This is a genomic window from Ardenticatenales bacterium (genome assembly GCA_020634515.1).
In the GTDB taxonomy this organism is placed as follows: Bacteria; Chloroflexota; Anaerolineae; order Promineifilales; family Promineifilaceae; genus JAGVTM01.
Genome location: JACKBL010000002.1, coordinates 338,352 through 354,686, shown reverse-complemented (window position 1 = coordinate 354,686; position 16,335 = coordinate 338,352). Strand labels below are relative to the sequence as shown.

The window sequence follows — 16,335 nt, the reverse complement described above, 5'->3', positions numbered from 1 at the left end:
ACTTTTGTAGGGCGATTTTCTAAATCGCCTGCCCGATTTGGAAAATCGGGCTTCTGTTGTGGTGCGCCTCCTGCATGAACGTGTGACGCATCCACAAAGGCACAACAGTAACCGATATGAAACACCCACCCCTCTTTCTGGCAACCCTGGCCTGCCTGCTCCTTCTTGGCGGCTGCGCGGGTGGTTCCCTCTTTGGCCCCACGCCCACGCCCGATCCCACGGCCACGCCGGTTGGCTATCTGGAAGGCTGGACGTTGACGTGGCACGACGAGTTTGACGGGCCGGCGCTAGACAGCAACACCTGGATACATGAAATCGGGGGCAACGGCTGGGGCAACGGGGAAGCGCAGTATTACACCGACTCGCCGGACAATGCCTTTATCGAAAATGGCAATCTGGTGATACAGGCATTAGAGCAAAACAAGGGGGGCAAGCTCTATACCTCGGCGCGGCTCATCACGAAAGGGACCATGGAACAGCAGTATGGCCGTATTGAGGCGCGCATCCAGATTCCACGGGGGCAAGGAATCTGGCCTGCGTTCTGGATGCTGGGCAACGACTTCGGGAAGGTTAGCTGGCCTTTCTGCGGCGAAATTGACATCATGGAAAACATTGGGCGCGAACCCAACCTGATCCACGGCACGGTACATGGGCCGGGTTACTCCGGGGCCAATGGCATCGGCAAGCCCTATGCCATACCCGGCGGCGCGCCCTTTGCCGATGATTTCCACGTTTTTGCCGTGGAATGGGAGCCGCAAGCTATCCGCTGGTACATGGATGATACGCTATACAACACCGTCACTCCGGATGACGTGCCCGGCGATTGGGTCTACGATCATCCCTTCTTCATTATCCTGAACGTGGCCGTGGGGGGACGTTGGCCGGGTTATCCCGACGACACAACGGTTTTCCCACAGCGCATGACGGTCGATTACGTGCGCGTGTACGAACGTCCGTAGTCCGGCCAACTCATCAGGCGGCCACAAATCAGGCAAACCTGCATTCTGGATAACCATGACGACTCCTCAGGGTGAACTCTATGCGGGAAAAACCCGCTTACATACACAGACATATGCCGGCACAGGCGAGTACGTCACCTTCCTCAACGAAACGTACTACCGCATCCGTCATTACGACCAGATGCCCCCTTTCCTGATGAACCTGGTCAGCAATACGGACCACTGGCTGTTTATCGCCAGCAACGGCGGCATGACCGCCGGGCGCATCAACGCCGACTTCGCCCTATTCCCCTACGAGACGGAAGACAAACTCGCCGCGCACGCCGAACAGACCGGCGGCAAAAGCGTGCTGCGCGTCACGCGCCAGGGACGCACGTATCTCTGGGAACCATTCTCGCGGCGATACGACGGCGTTTATCGCAGCGAACGCCACCTCTACAAAAACATCTACGGCGACAAACTCATCTTCGAGGAGATCAACCACGACCTCCGCCTTACCTTACGGATCGCCTGGCGCACCGGCGACCGTTTTGGCTTTATCAAGAGCGGATGGCTGCGGAACGACGGAGACGACGCCTGTCACGTTGATCTCCTCGACGGGTTGCGCAACGTCCTGCCCTATGGGGCAACGGCGGCGCTGCAAACTTCTTTGAGCAGCCTGTTGCACGCTTACAAGCGGAATGAGTTGGACCCGGCCACCGGATTAGGCATCTTTGCCCTCAGCGCCACCCTCACCGACCATGCGGAACCGAGCGAATCGCTGAAAGCGTCGGCAGTCTGGCAGATCGGCCTGGACGCCCGCTGCCACCTGCTCTGCGACGAGCAGCTCGATGCCTTTCGCCAGGGTCGCCCGCTGACGCCGGAGCAAGATCTGTGCGGCAAAGCGGGCGCTTACTTCGTCTATGCCCCCTTGACGCTGGACCCGCGCCAGGAGCAGCGATGGCACATGGCCGCCGACGTGAATCTGGATAGCGCGGCCCTGGTGCGGCTGGAACGCCTGCTGCGACAGGACGCGGCATCCGTGGAAAAGGAAGTCGAAGCGGATATTGCCCGGGGAACGCAGGGCCTGGTTCGCTACGTGGCCGCCGCCGATGGGCTGCAAGTTTCGGCGCGGCAAACGACTACGGCGCACCACTTCGCCAACGTGCTGTTCAATGTGATGCGCGGGGGGATTTTTGCGCACGGCTACCAGATTGAGCGGGCGGATTGGCTGGATTTCGCGCGGGTGCGGAATCGGGCGGTGTTGGATCGATATGGGCGGTGGTTCGCGGATTTGCCGGCACAAATGACCATCCACGAACTCCACGAAAGCGCCGCCGCCAGCAACGCCCCCGACCTGTTGCGCCTGTCCTACGAATACCTGCCCCTCACCTTCAGCCGCCGACACGGCGACCCCAGCCGCCCGTGGAACCACTTCTCCATCAATCTCAAAAAGGCGGACGGCTCCCCGCACCTGGATTACCAGGGCAACTGGCGCGATATTTTCCAGAACTGGGAACCATTGGCCCTTTCATTTCCGGCGTATCTGGAAGGCATCATCGCCAAGTTCCTGAACGCCACCACCGCCGATGGCTACAATCCGTACCGGATCACCCGTGCCGGCATTGAGTGGGAAAGCCCCGAACCCGACAACCCATGGGCCAACATCGGCTACTGGAGCGATCACCAGATCATCTATCTGCAAAAACTGCTGGAAATCGCCGAACAGGTGCGACCGGGCGCGCTGGCCGGCCTTTGGAACCGCCCCATCTTCGCCTACGCCAACGTTCCCTACCGCCTGCGCCCCTACCAGGCAATGTTGGCCGACTGGTACAACACCATTGTCTTCGACGAGGAGAGCGAGCGGCAAATCGAAGCCGCCGTGGCCGACTTGGGTACAGACGCCCGCCTGCATCGGGATGATGCCGGCAACATCATGCACGTCACCCTGGCGGAAAAACTACTCGTCCTGCTGCTCGCCAAGCTCACCAACCTCGTTCCCGAAGGCGGCATCTGGATGAACACGCAGCGCCCGGAGTGGAACGACGCCAACAACGCCCTCGTGGGCAAAGGGCTTTCCGTCGTCACCACCGCCTATTTGCGCCGCTTCATTGCCTTCTGGCAAACGCAGTTGCGCGCCGGCGCGGACGAAGCATTTGCCGTGAACAGCGCGGTGGCCGACCTCTTCGCCCGCGTGCAGGCTACTTTTGCCGCCTACCAGCCCTGCCTGGCAACCGGCTTCGACGGCACGGCGCGGCGGGGGATGATGGACGAGTTGGGAGCGGCGGCCACGGCCTATCGCGCCACCATTTATGCCCAGGGACCACCCGCCAGCCAACGGAAATTGCCGGCATCCACCCTGGCAAACTTCCTCTCCCTGGCGCAAACCTACATTGAACACACCCTGCGCGCCAATCGCCGCCCGGACAACCTCTACCACGCCTACAACATTCTGCGGCTCGAAGGCAACGAAGTCCGCGTAGGGCATCTGTACCCCATGCTGGAAGGGCAGGTCGCCATTCTTTCCGCCGGCCTGCTGCCCGCCGCCGAGGTGGTCACATTGCTGCACAGCCTGCGCCACAGCGACCTCTATCGCGCCGACCAGCACAGTTACCTGCTCTATCCGCACCGCACCCTGCCCGGTTTCCGCCAGAAAAACAACATTGCCGCGGCGCAAGTGGCGGATTCGGCGCTGGTGCGGGCATTAACGGCCAACGGGGACCACCGCCTGCTGATCCGCGACGAAAACGGCGCGTACCATTTCAACGGCGCGTTCCGCAACGCTTCCCAGGTGGTCCATGCGCTGGACAATCTGGCGCGGGAATCCGCCTACGCCGATCTCGTGTCCGCCGAACGCGCGTTTATTCTGGACTTGTTTGAGGCCACGTTTAATCACCACGCTTTTACCGGTCGCTCCGGCACGTTTTTCGCCTACGAGGGGCTGGGCAGCATTTACTGGCACATGGTGGCGAAGCTGCTTTTGGCGGTGCAGGAGAATTATCTGGCGGCGGTGGATGGGGGAGAAGATGCCGGCATTATCCAGGCCCTCGCCCACGCCTACACCGACATACGCCAGGGGTTGGGCTTCAACAAATCGCCTGCCGCCTACGGCGCTTTCCCCACCGATCCCTACTCGCACACCCCGGCGGGCGCGGGCGCGCGTCAGCCCGGCATGACCGGCCAGGTCAAGGAGGAAATCCTGACCCGGTGGGGCGAGTTGGGCGTGTTTGTGCGCCAGGGGGCGCTGCACTTTGCGCCCACGCTGCTCCGAGAAGAGGAGTTCCTGCCGGCATCCACCCCCTTCACCTACGTCGATGTCCACGGGAAACAGCAGACATTCCCCCTGCCCGTTGGCTCCCTTGCCTTCACATTTTGCCAGACGCCGGTGATTTATGATGCCGGCACACACCCCCAAATCACCATCACCTATGCCAACGGCCAATCCACAACCATCCCCGGCCAAAGCCTGGACCCAACCATCAGCCAACACATTTTCCACCGCGACGGTCAGATCGTACGGCTGCAAGTCGTGGTCACATTATGACAATCCCCCATGAACCCAACCATAGCACAACACCTCGATAGCCTGCTGACACAACTCACCCTGGCGCAAAAAGCCGCCCTCCTCGCCGGAGCCGACATGTGGCACACCGTTGCCCTGCCCGAATCGGGCATCCCCGCCGCGCGCATGAGCGACGGCCCCAACGGCGTGCGCGGAACCGACGACAATCTGGGGGACACGTCCGTCTGCTTCCCTGTGGGCGTGGCCCTGGGCGCCACCTGGAATCCCGACCTGATCACCCAGGTGGGCGCGGCCCTGGCCGAGGAAGCTCGCCGCCGCCGGGCAAACGTGCTGCTGGCCCCCACGGTGAACATCCCGCGCACGCCCATCGCCGGGCGCAACTTTGAATGCTTTGCCGAAGACCCCTACCTCAGCGGCACGATGGCCGCGGCCTACATCAATGGCCTGCAAAGCCGGGGGGTGGCCGCCTGTATCAAGCATTTTGTCTGCAACGATCAGGAATTTGAGCGGTTTTCGATCAGCGCGCAGGTGGCGGAACGACCGCTGCACGAGATTTACCTGGAGCCGTTCCGCATCGCGCTGCAAAAGGCCAATCCCTGGGCCATCATGAGCGCCTACAATCGCATCAATGGCGTTCATGCCAGCGAACACGGGCTGTTGGACGAGGTGCTAAAAGGAAAGTGGGGGTATGATGGGCTGGTCGTTTCCGACTGGTACGGAACCTACAGCGAGGGCGTGCGCCGCGGCGGCCTGGACGTGGAAATGCCCGGTCCGGCGCGCTGGATGACGGCGGAGGCGATTGTGGCGGACGTTGAAGCGGGGACGTTGGCGGAAGCGGCGGTCGATGACAAGGTACGTCGCTTGTTGCGATTGCTGGCGCGGGTGGGCATCATGCCGGGCATCATGCCGGGCATCATGCCGGGCATCATGCCGGGCATCATGCCGGCACAAAACACCCCCCCATCATCTCCTCCTCCACCCGATCTGACGCGCAAAGCGGCCACGGAAGCCATCGTCCTGCTCAAAAACGACAACGATCTGCTTCCACTGCACCCGACGCAACCCCAGACCATTGCCGTCATCGGCGAAAACGCCTTCTGGGCCAACATCATGGGCGGCGGCAGCTCCCAGGTGAATGCCCATTACGCCGTTTCGCCGCTGGAGGGGCTGCGGGCGCGTGCCGCCGGCGACGTGACCATTGCGTACGAATTGGGTACGCCCATTCATCGGATGCCACCGCTGCTTGATGCCGCCTGGCTCACGACCCCGGATGGGGCCGACCACGGCCTGACGCTCTCGTATTATCACAATCTCGACCTGAGCGGCGACCCCGCCGTGCAAGAGACGGCGCGCAAGAGCCATCTCACCTGGTTTGGGACGGTCAATCCGTATGTGGACCCGGCCCATTTTTCGCTGCGATTGGACGGCGTTTTGACGGTGCCGCGTGCCGGCATTTACCATCTGCATCTCTGGAGTATCGGACAGGCGCGGCTACTGCTGGACGGAGTCGTCGTTATCGATCACCGCCAGGAGGGAGAGCGCGATCTGCAAACAACCGTTGCCCTCGAACTCTCGCCGGACAAGCCGGTCGCGCTGCAGGTTGAGTACATCACCGCGCCCACCATTCCGTGGCGCACGCTGCGGCTGGGCTGCGCCCCCCCCATGCCCGACGACCCCATCCAGGCCGCCGTGGACCTGGCGGCGCGCGCGGATACAGCCATCGTGGTCGCCGGGCTAACGCGGGAATGGGAAAGCGAGGGATTCGACCGCGCGGATATGACCCTGGCGCGGCAGCAAGACGAGCTAATCCGGCGTGTCGCCGCCGCCAATCCGCGTACGGTGGTCGTCCTCAACGTGGGGTCGCCCGTGGAGATGCCGTGGGTGGACGCCGTTCCCGCCGTTGTGCAGCAGTGGTATGGCGGGCAAGATGCCGGGCACGCGCTGGCCGATGTGTTGTTCGGCGACGTGTCGCCCTCGGGCAAGCTGCCGATCACGTTTCCCCGCGCTCTGGAAGACAATCCGGCGTACCTGAACTACCCCGGCGAAAACGGCAAAGTGGTGTATGGGGAGGGGATTTTTGTGGGCTACCGCTACTACGATAAGAAGAAGATGGAGCCGCTGTTTCCCTTCGGCCACGGCCTGTCCTACACCTCGTTTGCCTTCAGCAATTTGCGGCTAAATGGCGCGGAATTTGGCCCCGGAGACGGGATTGAGGTGCAGGTTGATGTCACAAATGCCGGCAACGTTCCCGGCCAGGAAGTGGTGCAGCTTTATGTGCGCGACGTGGCGGCCCGCGTCGCCCGCCCGCCGCAAGAGTTGAAGGCTTTTGCCAAAGTGCATTTGCTACCCGGCGAAACGCGGACGGTCACGCTGCTGCTGGACCAGGCGGCGCTGGCTTTCTATGACACGGCCACCCACTGCTGGACCGTTGAGGCGGGCGAGTTTGAGTTGCTGGTCGGCAGTTCGTCCCGCGATATTCGTCTACGCGAAAGCATTGTGTGGAAGAATTCACCACAACCCGCAGGGCGACATCATGGATGAGACTATCCCCACCGATTCCGCCAACTCTTTTCGGGGAACATAGAGAGGGCCAGGTTAGGGGCTAGTTGAGGGAGAAAGGGCCTGTTTCCAGGTCGTTGGCCTGTGGTTTGAGCAATGCCTTGAGGACGGCCAGTTCCTCCAGGTAGCAGGCGCGTAGGGCGGACAAGAGCTTGGCGTCGCTGTCGAAATGGAGGAGGGCTTGTTTTTTGGCTGCCGGCATTTGCAGCAATGCCGCCGCCAGAAAAGCAAACTTCTCCGCCTCGTCAGGAAGTTGGTCCGCGCTATACGCAATCTGATTGGCCTGCGCCAAAATCCCCAGATACCGCTCCACCAACGGGCGCAGCCGCATCGCCTCCGCCGCCAGCACCGCCCGGTCCCCCACTTGCAGCGGGAGAATCTCCACCACCCCCACCAAAAACGGCTTGTCGTGCTTCAGCGAAAGAATGCGGAAGCGATCCTGCCCCACGGCCAGCAAATTCATGCGCCCATCTTCCAGCGGCTGCACATGCGTCACCCGCGCCGTGCAGCCAACCACGTGTGGCTGTGCGGGCGCGCCCACTTCTTCTCCGTGTTGAATGAGGACCACGCCAAATGGGATATGCTCCTGTAAGCATTGGCGCATCATCTGCTTATAACGCTCTTCAAAAATATGGAGCGACAACGGCATACCGGGGAAGAGGACGGTCTTTAAGGGGAACAGGGGAATTTCGTACATGGGTGTTTCACAAGAATGCCGGCACAAGCCAGTAAGGAACGCTATCCGTATCTTCCCGGAAGCGCGATCTCAAGCACAAGACGTCTCATCATTTTCCGGAAAATAACGGCTAAGGCGTGACGATGAAATAAAGTACGGACTTGCATCGTCAGTTTGCCGGAACGGCAAGGAAACAACTTCGTTGTCTTCTTTAATTTCCGTTCCTAAGCCAGATTGGACCGACTTCATCTGCTGAAATGGGTCCAATCTCCAGAGCGTGTTAGTAGTTGCTCCGGAAAGGTGATTGTGGACAGTCGCCACCATCATGCCCCTGCATTGGATTCTACTGCCTGATGACAAACTCGCAAGCCGGTGGTGATTTTCGTCACGTCCCTTCCCGGCACGTTTTGCCTATGATATATGCAGGGTTAGTGGCGTCTCTCGCCAAAAGGAGCAAGCAAATGACAACCCGAAGACTTACACGTGACCAATTGGTTGGGGGCATTGTCTTGATCGTAATCGGTCTGGTGGCCCTCGTCATGCAGTTTGTGGATATGGAGAGCGTGGGGGTGTATGTTTTGCCGGCATTAGCCATCATCTTCCTCGTTTGGGGACTGGTGGCGCGGCAAATCGGTCCCATCATCCCCGGCGGCATCCTCGCCGGGCTGGGCATCGGAACTCTGCTCATCGCCGGTCCGTGGCAGCTTCCCGCCGACGTAGACGAAGGCGGCGTATTCCTGCTCGCCTTCGCCCTCGGCTGGGTCCTGATCACCATCCTCTCGGTTTTTGTTTCCGAGAAAGTTCACTGGTGGCCGCTTATCCCCGGCGTCATCCTGGGCATCGTCGGCTTCGCCATCCTCTATGGCGGCATCTTTGACGATGTCCTCGCCTCCCTGGCGTATGTCGGCCCCGCCATCCTCATTCTCATCGGACTGTACCTGCTTCTGCGCCCACGCCCGCGGCCAACGCAATAGCCACGTATTTTTCCACCGGGCGCGCACCAGGCCACAAGGCATAGACACGAGCGCGGATTTCGCGGACTCCCCTGAATCCGCGTGTTTCCGCGCTCGTCCGCGCGCTTATTCAGGGCAATGGCTCAGGGACGGCGCACCAGCGGCAAAAAGATGGTGCGCATGACAAAGGGAAGGGCTTCGTTCTCGTCATCGGCCTCCGCCGTCGGTCCTTCGCGGGTAACGACGACGAGGTGTGTCGTCAGGGGGCCAAGATAATCGGGGGCGGTCTGCACGGTGACGCTTCCGGTCCATGTCTCGTTCGCGGGGATGGTGATTTGCCAGTTGACGGGTGTGGGGGGGATGACGGATGCCGGCACTTCCACCGTCACCACCGCCGTCAGACTCACCTGATTCGTATTCGTCACCACCGCCATCAGGGTCAGCGGATCACCCGCCGCCACCGGCACCGGTGTGCTGCGCACCGCCGCCGCCACCGTCGATGGAATCAACTCACATACAAACGAAACCACTCGCTCCCCACTCCCCGACAAATCCACGATATTATGGTCGCCCCCGACGTACACGTAATAGGTGTACGGTGGCGCCTCCGCCCCCAACGCCTCCAGCTTTCCCACCAGGCTATAACTATGCGCAATAGGCACAGCTTCGTCCGCCGTCCCATGATGTATTTGCAACGGGGGCATGTCACCAACAAAGTAAACGGCCGAACTCTGTAGTAACAGTTGGCGACTCTCCGCCAGCGTGGCGCTGCCATTCACATAAGGCCACACAATCTCCATCACCCGTTCCAACACCACGTCGTTGGCCGCGTCGGGAGGCGGCGCGTTGTGGTCCACCCAATAGGTCGCGTCCGCCTGCAACGAGGGCAAAAATAGGTCCGCCGGGCCAAAATAGTCAACCAACCGCCGCACCCGCCCATCGCGCGCACCTTGCAGCAACGAAACGCCCGCCCCGCGGCTGACGCCCAGGGAAACCACACGCGCCGGATCGGCAGCGGGAATGTGCGCCAGCACGTCCGTCAGCAAGGCCATGCTGTCGTCAACATCATAGTTGAGACGGCTCTGCTCCCCTTGCGAGGTATATGTGCCCCCCAACTGGCTGGAGTAGATGTATTCGCCGCGAAAGGAGGGCATAACGTAGATGAATTCGTTGATGGGGCAGTTGCCGGCAATAACCGCATCCAATGTCGCCAGCTCCGCTTCGAGAAACAGATAGTTTCCCTTGTGGTTATAAATCAGCACCGGATATGCGCGAGCAGGATCGTAGCCAATGGGAAAACGGACTGCCCCGTAATGCAATTCGCCGTCGATGCGTTGCGAAACAATCATCATCTGATGCCCCAACACCGTGCCCGAAGTGACCTCAGTCCAGGCGCTCAACACGGGTTGGCGCCCGACCCAATCAGCGCGCACGGTCGCCATCTCCTCCCCCGTCGGTACGGCAAAGAGAGCGGAAAGGTCCGTTTGCACCGCCGCCGACGCACGCGGACGCATCCCCCCCATAACCATGCCCGTGAAAAGCAAAGATGCCAAGAGCGTGAACGTAAATATCCCTGTTCGTCGTTGTAAATCTCTCATAATGGCCCCGTTTGGGAAACAGCGCCGGCGCAACCGGCTCTTCCGCCGGTCATGCCGGTCAGACATCACCTGGCGTTATCTCCAGGAATCACTGGGGCAATAGTAACGCATTCTCTGCCTCAGGCAATTTCCGCGCAATCCACACGTCCCTGCCCGTGCGTCCGTCGCCAGCCACCCCTTTTTACCGCCTTCGTGCCCGCGATTCTCAATCTGGAATGATTGAGCATAAGGTGGGGACGGCGCAGAATCCTGTGGCGCCAAAAAAGCGGTCTCTTCTCCGCGTCGTCGCCCTTCTTATCGGGGACAATGGGGCAAGACATACGGGCAGCAGCCCGTTAGTCGTTGGCAAGAGGATGCCCCACCTATTCCACCCCTAACTTCATGCGCCAAAAGAGAATTGCTGGCCTGGGCACAAAGTTAGGTGCGTATCTTGGCAAACCTCGTTATAATCTGCCTCATAGCGCGTCTAATAGTTTAGGGAGCAGAATACTGTTGAGAAAGGAAGCGTCAATGAAATGACTCATGTACTTGAGGTTCGCAATCTGGAAACCCGATTCATCACAGAAGAAGGGATTGTCCACGCGGTAAATGGTATTTCCTTTACGCTTGACGAAGGGGAGTCCATGGGCATCGTCGGGGAGAGTGGATCGGGCAAGTCAGTCAGTATGTTGTCCATTATGCGGCTCATTCCCATTCCCCCTGGCCGCATCACCGCGGGCGAAGTCATTCTAAACGGACGCAACGTACTCAACCTCTCCAACGAGGAAATGACGCGCGTGCGCGGGCGTGAAGTCGCCATGGTTTTTCAAGACCCCATGACCTCGCTCAATCCGGTGCTAACCGTTGGCATGCAAATGACGGAGGCGCTCATACGCCACCTGGATCTCTCCCAGGAGCAGGCGAACAAGCGCGCCACGGAGTTGCTTTCCCTGGTAGGCATCCCCAACGCCGCGGATCGCCTCAAAGATTATCCACACCAGTTTTCCGGCGGGCAGCGGCAACGTATCGGCATTGCCATGGCCCTCTCTTGCAGCCCAGACCTCCTCATTGCCGATGAGCCAACGACCGCCCTGGACGTGACTATCCAGGCGCAAATCGCCGATCTTGTCACGCGACTGAAGGAACAGTTGGGCATGGCCATCATCTGGATCACCCACGATCTGGGCGTGGTGGCCGGGCTGGTGGAAAAGGTGGCCGTTATGTACGGCGGGTTCCTGGTGGAAACGGCTCCCGTGCGTGATCTGTACGAGAAACCGAGCCACCCTTACACCCTGGGCTTGCTGGAGTCGCTCCCCAAAGTCACGGCAGCGCAAAGAAAGCGACTGGTCCCCATTGAAGGATTGCCGCCCGACCTGATGCAAGAGGCAACGTCTTGCCCCTTTGCTCCCCGCTGCCGTTACGCCATTGACCGCTGCTGGGAAGAAAACCCCTCGTTGCGCGCCGTCACGCCAAAGCATTTGTCGGCCTGCTGGCGCGCGCAGGAAGTGTACGACGGGCTGCGCATTGCTCTGACGGTAGGAGAAAAAGCATGAACCAAGAATTGCCAAGTGCCGCGCCCGCAGCGGCAGGCGACGACGTCCTGATCCAGGTTCGTGACCTGAAGATGCACTTTCCTATCCGTCGCGGCGTCTTGCGCCGCCAGGTGGGCGCGGTGCAGGCCGTTGATGGCGTCACGTTTGAAATCAAGCGGGGCGAAACATTGGGCCTGGTGGGGGAAAGCGGCTGTGGCAAGTCTACAGCCGGGCGGGCCATATTGCAGCTTCTAAAACCAACGGCGGGCAAGGTCTATTGGGAAGGGAAGGACCTGACCTCGATGCGGCATGAGGAACTGCGTCAACTGCGCCGGCATATGCAGATGATTTTCCAGGACCCCTATTCCTCGCTGAATCCGCGCATGACGGTGGGAAACATTATTGGCGAACCGCTGCAAATCCAAAATATGGGGAATAGCGGTGAACGCAAAGAACGGGTGAAGGAACTGCTGCGATTGGTAGGGATGAACCCGTATTTCATTCAGCGGTATCCACACGAGTTTTCCGGCGGGCAGCGGCAGCGCATCGGCATCGCGCGGGCGCTGTCCACAAATCCGTCATTCATCGTTGCCGATGAGCCGATTTCCGCGCTGGATGTCTCGATTCAGGCGCAGGTGGTCAATCTCCTTGATGATTTGAAGGCGGACCTGGGGCTGACGTATCTTTTTATTGCTCACGACCTGTCGATGGTGCGCTACATCAGCGACCGGGTGGCGGTGATGTATCTGGGCCGTATCGTGGAGATGGGTGAGCGAGATACCGTGTATGATCATCCGCTGCATCCCTATACACAGGCTTTGCTTTCAGCCATTCCGGTACCTGATCCGGCGGAGGAGGCGCAGCGGAAGCGAATCATTCTGGAGGGTGATGTGCCTAATCCGGCCAATCCACCCCAGGCGTGCCGTTTCCACACACGCTGCCACTATGCGACGGATATATGCCGGCAACAAGACCCCGAATTCCGCAATATGGGCACAGACGCCCATCCTCACCGCGTCGCCTGCCACCACGCCGAGAAATTTCTCTGAAACCACTCCTTTTAGGAAGCTCAACAACGACCTACTTATAGACAACTGTTCATAGTTCTCCAGGAGGTGATGTCTTCCCGAACAAGAAAACAGCAAGAGATTTCTCAATATCGCGGCGCCATTCAATTGAAGCGGCGCACATCTCTGGATGAAGAAGACGAAGAAAAGCCATTGAGGCCACCACAGCCCATTTTATCCGCCATCTTCATCTCAATTTCAACTAGGAGGAGATCCTAATGTTGCAGAAAAGAAAGATTGGCCTGTTGTTAATCCTGGCCGCGATTCTCACTGTCCTTGTGGTTGCCTGCCAGCCACAAGTAGTGGAAAAAGAAGTCACGCGCGTGGTTACGGAACAGATCGAAGTAGCCGGCGAACAGGTGGAAGTTACGCGCGTCGTCGTGGAAACGCAAACAGTCGTGGAAACCGTGGAAGTGCCGTCCGGCCAGGAAGATAGCAGCATGGGACCGGCCGACATGATGGCCCCAGACCCAACCACATATACCCAGATCGTCTTCGGCGACCTGGATACGATGGACCCCAACCTGGCGTATGACACGGCGAGCGGCGGTCTGCTGCGTAACGTCATGGAACCGTTGATTTACTACAATTATACGGATCCTAACAGCTTCATTCCCCTGTTGGCGCTCGAGGTTCCATCGGAAGAAAATGGCGGCATCTCCGCCGATGGTCTCACCTATACGTTCAACATCCGTTCAGGCGTCACCTTCCATAATGGTAATGACCTGACCGCCAGCGACGCGGCCTACACGTTCCAGCGCGGGCTGCTGCAATCCGACCCCGATGGTCCGCAGTGGCTGATGCTGGAACCCATTCTGGGCTACTCCTCTGGCGACGTGACCGAAGAGATCGGTGACGGCGCATACGCCGGCGACCCTGGAGGTCTGCTGGCGAATGCAACGGCGGAAGAGTTGACGGCTGTTTGTACCAAGGTGCAGGCAGCGATTGTGGCCGACGACGATGCCGGCACGCTCACCATCAACCTCGCCCAACCCTGGGGACCCTTCCTCGCTACCATCGCCCAATCCTGGGGTTCCGTCATGGACAAAGAATGGGCCATGGAAAACGGCGCCTGGGATGGTAGCTGCGACACCTGGCAGAACTACTACGCTCCCGGTTCCGCCGAAGACGAACTCTCCACCATCATCAACGGCACCGGCCCCTACATGCTCGATAGCTGGACCCCCGGCGAGGGCTGGGTCCTGGTGGCCAACCCCAACTACTGGCGCGCCGAGGGCGATGCCATGTGGGAGGGCGGCCCCTCCGGCACACCCGCCATCAAGACCATCGTCAACCAGATCGTCACCGAATGGGGCACGCGCTTTGCCATCCTGCAAGCGGGCGACGCTGAATACGTAGACGTCCCCGTCGCCAACCGTCCCCAGGCAGACGCCTTTGTCGGCGAATTCTGCGACTACGCAACCATGTCCTGCACCCCCAACGCCGACAACCCCAACGGGCCGCTGCGCAAATGGGGCGGCCTGCCCACTCCCTCCCGCACCGACGTCTTCATGACCTTCAACATTCCGCCCGACTCCCCGTACATCGGCAGTGGTCAACTGGACGGCAACGGCATCCCGCCGGACTTCTTCACCGACATCCACGTTCGTCGCGCCATGAACTACTGCTTCGACTACGACACCTACATCTCTGAAGCATTGAACGGCGAAGGCGTACGCAACAACGGCCCCATCATCCTGGGCATGTTAGGCTACAACCCTGACGGCGAGATGTACCCCTACGACCTCGACCAATGCGCAGCGGAACTGGAACAAGCCTGGGACGGCGTCCTGCCCGAAGTTGGCTTCCGCTTCCAAATGGCCTTCAACACCGGCAATACCACCCGCCAAACGGCAGCAGAAATCCTGCAAGCTAGCCTGGCGTCCATCAATTCCAACTACCAGATTGACATCGTTGGTCTGCCCTGGCCTACCTTCCTCCGCTCCTTCCGCGCTTCGCAGGTTCCCATGCTCGCCAGCGGCTGGATCGAAGACATCCACGACCCGCACAACTGGGTGCAGCCGTTCACGGTTGGCACGTATGCCTTCCGTCAGCAGATGCCCGAAGACCTGCGTCAGCAGTTCCTGGCATATGTCAACGCCGGCGTAGCCACCTCGGTGCCCGCGGAACGGGCGCAGATCTACTACGATCTGCAAAAACTGTTCCACGATGAGGCCCCGCAAATCACCCTGGCTCAGGTTGCGGGCGTGCGGTATGAGCAGCGTTGGGTACATGACTGGTTCTTCCTCAGCGGCCAGTCGCTCGACTACCCCTACTACTACGCGCTCAGTCTGGCCCAATAATCCATCATACATAGAACAGGCAGTGGCTGTTCTGGAAACGGCCACTTCCTGTTCTGACAAAATGCAAGATGTTCCTCCCGCAAGCGCGCGGCATCTTAGCTGACACTTGCGGGAGGACCTTGACGCAGACGGGAAGGCAACTATGACAACTTACATCATCCGTCGGCTTCTCATCCTCCCCTTGATTCTGTGCGGCGTGACCGTGCTTATCTTTCTCATGTTGCAGATTTTGGGACCTGTGGAACGCTCGGCGCTATATGTGCGCGATATTCCCAAGACGGAAGGACAGGTGGACGCCATCATTAAGCGTTATGGCCTGGATGACCCGCTGCCCGTGCAGTATTGGAACTGGATGACGGGTCGCATCGATCCAGAAACGGGCGAACGTGTGGGCGGCGTTCTGCGCGGAGACCTCGGGTATTCACGCACGGGCCGCGAACCGGTGGTGGACCTGTTGAAACGCCGTTTGCCGGCTACTGTTGAACTGGCTGTCTGGAGTTTCCTTCCCGTTATTGGCGTCGGAGTATGGTTGGGCATTATCTCCGCATTGAATCACAACAAATTGATAGATCAGATATCACGGGTTTTGGCTATTCTGGGCTGGTCGTTTCCCACGTTTGTGTTTGGCCTGTTAATGATCCTCATCTTCTACGCCAAGTTGGATTGGTTCCCGCCGGGACGCCTGTCCAGTGCCTTCGCGCAGGAAGTGATGACGGGTGATTTTCGCCAGTTCACGGGCATGATGACGTTTGACGCCCTGCTAAATCTGCGCTTCGATATCTTTGTTGATGCGTTGAGACATCTGGTTATGCCGGTCGTGACGCTTTCCGTGGTTATTTCCGCGCTGTTGCTGAAGGTAACGCGCTCCTCCATGTTGGAGTCGCTGCGGCAGGATTATGTGACGACGGCGCGGGCAAAGGGCTTGCGCGAGAATGTGGTGATCAATCGGCACGTGCGGCGTAATGCACTGATTCCGGTGGTGACAGTTGCCGGCACAACCGTGGCCGGCTTAATGAATGGCGCCATCGTCGTTGAAACTATTTTCAACTATCCGGGCATCGGCTCCGCCGCCGCCGCCGCCGCCCTCAGTCTGGACGTTTTCACCATGCTTGGCTATGCCCTGTTCACGGCAGCCTTGTTCGTATTTGCCAATCTGGTTGTAGACGTTCTCTACGGCGTCCTGGATCCGCGGGTCCGCTTGAGTTAG

General features: G+C 59.8%; 10 protein-coding genes. 8 read left to right on the top strand and 2 right to left on the bottom strand.

The features are described 5' to 3' along the window. Positions 1 to 116: 116 nt before the first annotated feature. The 3 genes from H6650_06020 to H6650_06010 are packed head-to-tail and all read left to right on the top strand — an operon-like array spanning position 117 to position 7,002. On the top strand, positions 117 to 959 hold the full coding sequence (locus H6650_06020) for a glycoside hydrolase family 16 protein (GenBank protein MCB8951554.1): 843 nt from the start codon (positions 117 to 119) through the stop codon (positions 957 to 959). Between the two features lie 55 nt (positions 960 to 1,014). Beyond that, entirely contained in the window at positions 1,015 to 4,482 is a 3,468-nt protein-coding gene (locus H6650_06015; GenBank protein MCB8951553.1) for a hypothetical protein, read from the top strand. A 9-nt stretch (positions 4,483 to 4,491) separates the two neighbouring features. Next, entirely contained in the window at positions 4,492 to 7,002 is a 2,511-nt protein-coding gene (locus tag H6650_06010; GenBank protein ID MCB8951552.1) for a glycoside hydrolase family 3 C-terminal domain-containing protein, read from the top strand. 61 nt (positions 7,003 to 7,063) lie between these two features. On the opposite strand, the gene H6650_06005 is transcribed toward H6650_06010, so the two are convergent. Then, a complete protein-coding gene (locus H6650_06005; protein MCB8951551.1) occupies positions 7,064 to 7,717 on the bottom strand; it encodes an LON peptidase substrate-binding domain-containing protein in 654 nt (217 codons plus the stop codon). A gap of 440 nt (positions 7,718 to 8,157) precedes the next feature. Here H6650_06005 and H6650_06000 point away from each other — a divergent pair, with 440 nt between their 5' ends. Beyond that, entirely contained in the window at positions 8,158 to 8,670 is a 513-nt protein-coding gene (locus tag H6650_06000) for a hypothetical protein (GenBank protein MCB8951550.1), read from the top strand. 122 nt (positions 8,671 to 8,792) lie between these two features. Here H6650_06000 and H6650_05995 read toward each other — a convergent pair whose 3' ends face one another. After that, positions 8,793 to 10,247 carry a hypothetical protein gene (locus H6650_05995; GenBank protein MCB8951549.1) on the bottom strand — a complete coding sequence of 485 codons (1,455 nt, stop codon included), beginning with the start codon at positions 10,245 to 10,247 and terminating at the stop codon, positions 8,793 to 8,795. Positions 10,248 to 10,762: 515 nt separating this feature from the next. Between H6650_05995 and H6650_05990 the strand changes: the two genes are divergently transcribed. From H6650_05990 to H6650_05975, 4 genes are all read left to right on the top strand, one after another. Next, entirely contained in the window at positions 10,763 to 11,779 is a 1,017-nt protein-coding gene (locus tag H6650_05990; GenBank protein ID MCB8951548.1) for an ABC transporter ATP-binding protein, read from the top strand. Further along, the gene (locus H6650_05985; protein MCB8951547.1) at positions 11,776 to 12,807 is read left to right on the top strand and encodes a dipeptide ABC transporter ATP-binding protein; all 1,032 of its coding nucleotides are present in this window, start codon (positions 11,776 to 11,778) and stop codon (positions 12,805 to 12,807) included. The genes H6650_05990 and H6650_05985 overlap by 4 nt, the downstream gene beginning before the upstream one ends. Positions 12,808 to 13,043: 236 nt before the next feature. Next, a complete protein-coding gene (locus tag H6650_05980; protein ID MCB8951546.1) occupies positions 13,044 to 15,128 on the top strand; it encodes an ABC transporter substrate-binding protein in 2,085 nt (694 codons plus the stop codon). Positions 15,129 to 15,270: 142 nt separating this feature from the next. Then, positions 15,271 to 16,335 (top strand): ABC transporter permease, encoded by a 1,065-nt coding sequence (locus H6650_05975; protein MCB8951545.1) that lies wholly within the window; start codon positions 15,271 to 15,273, stop codon positions 16,333 to 16,335.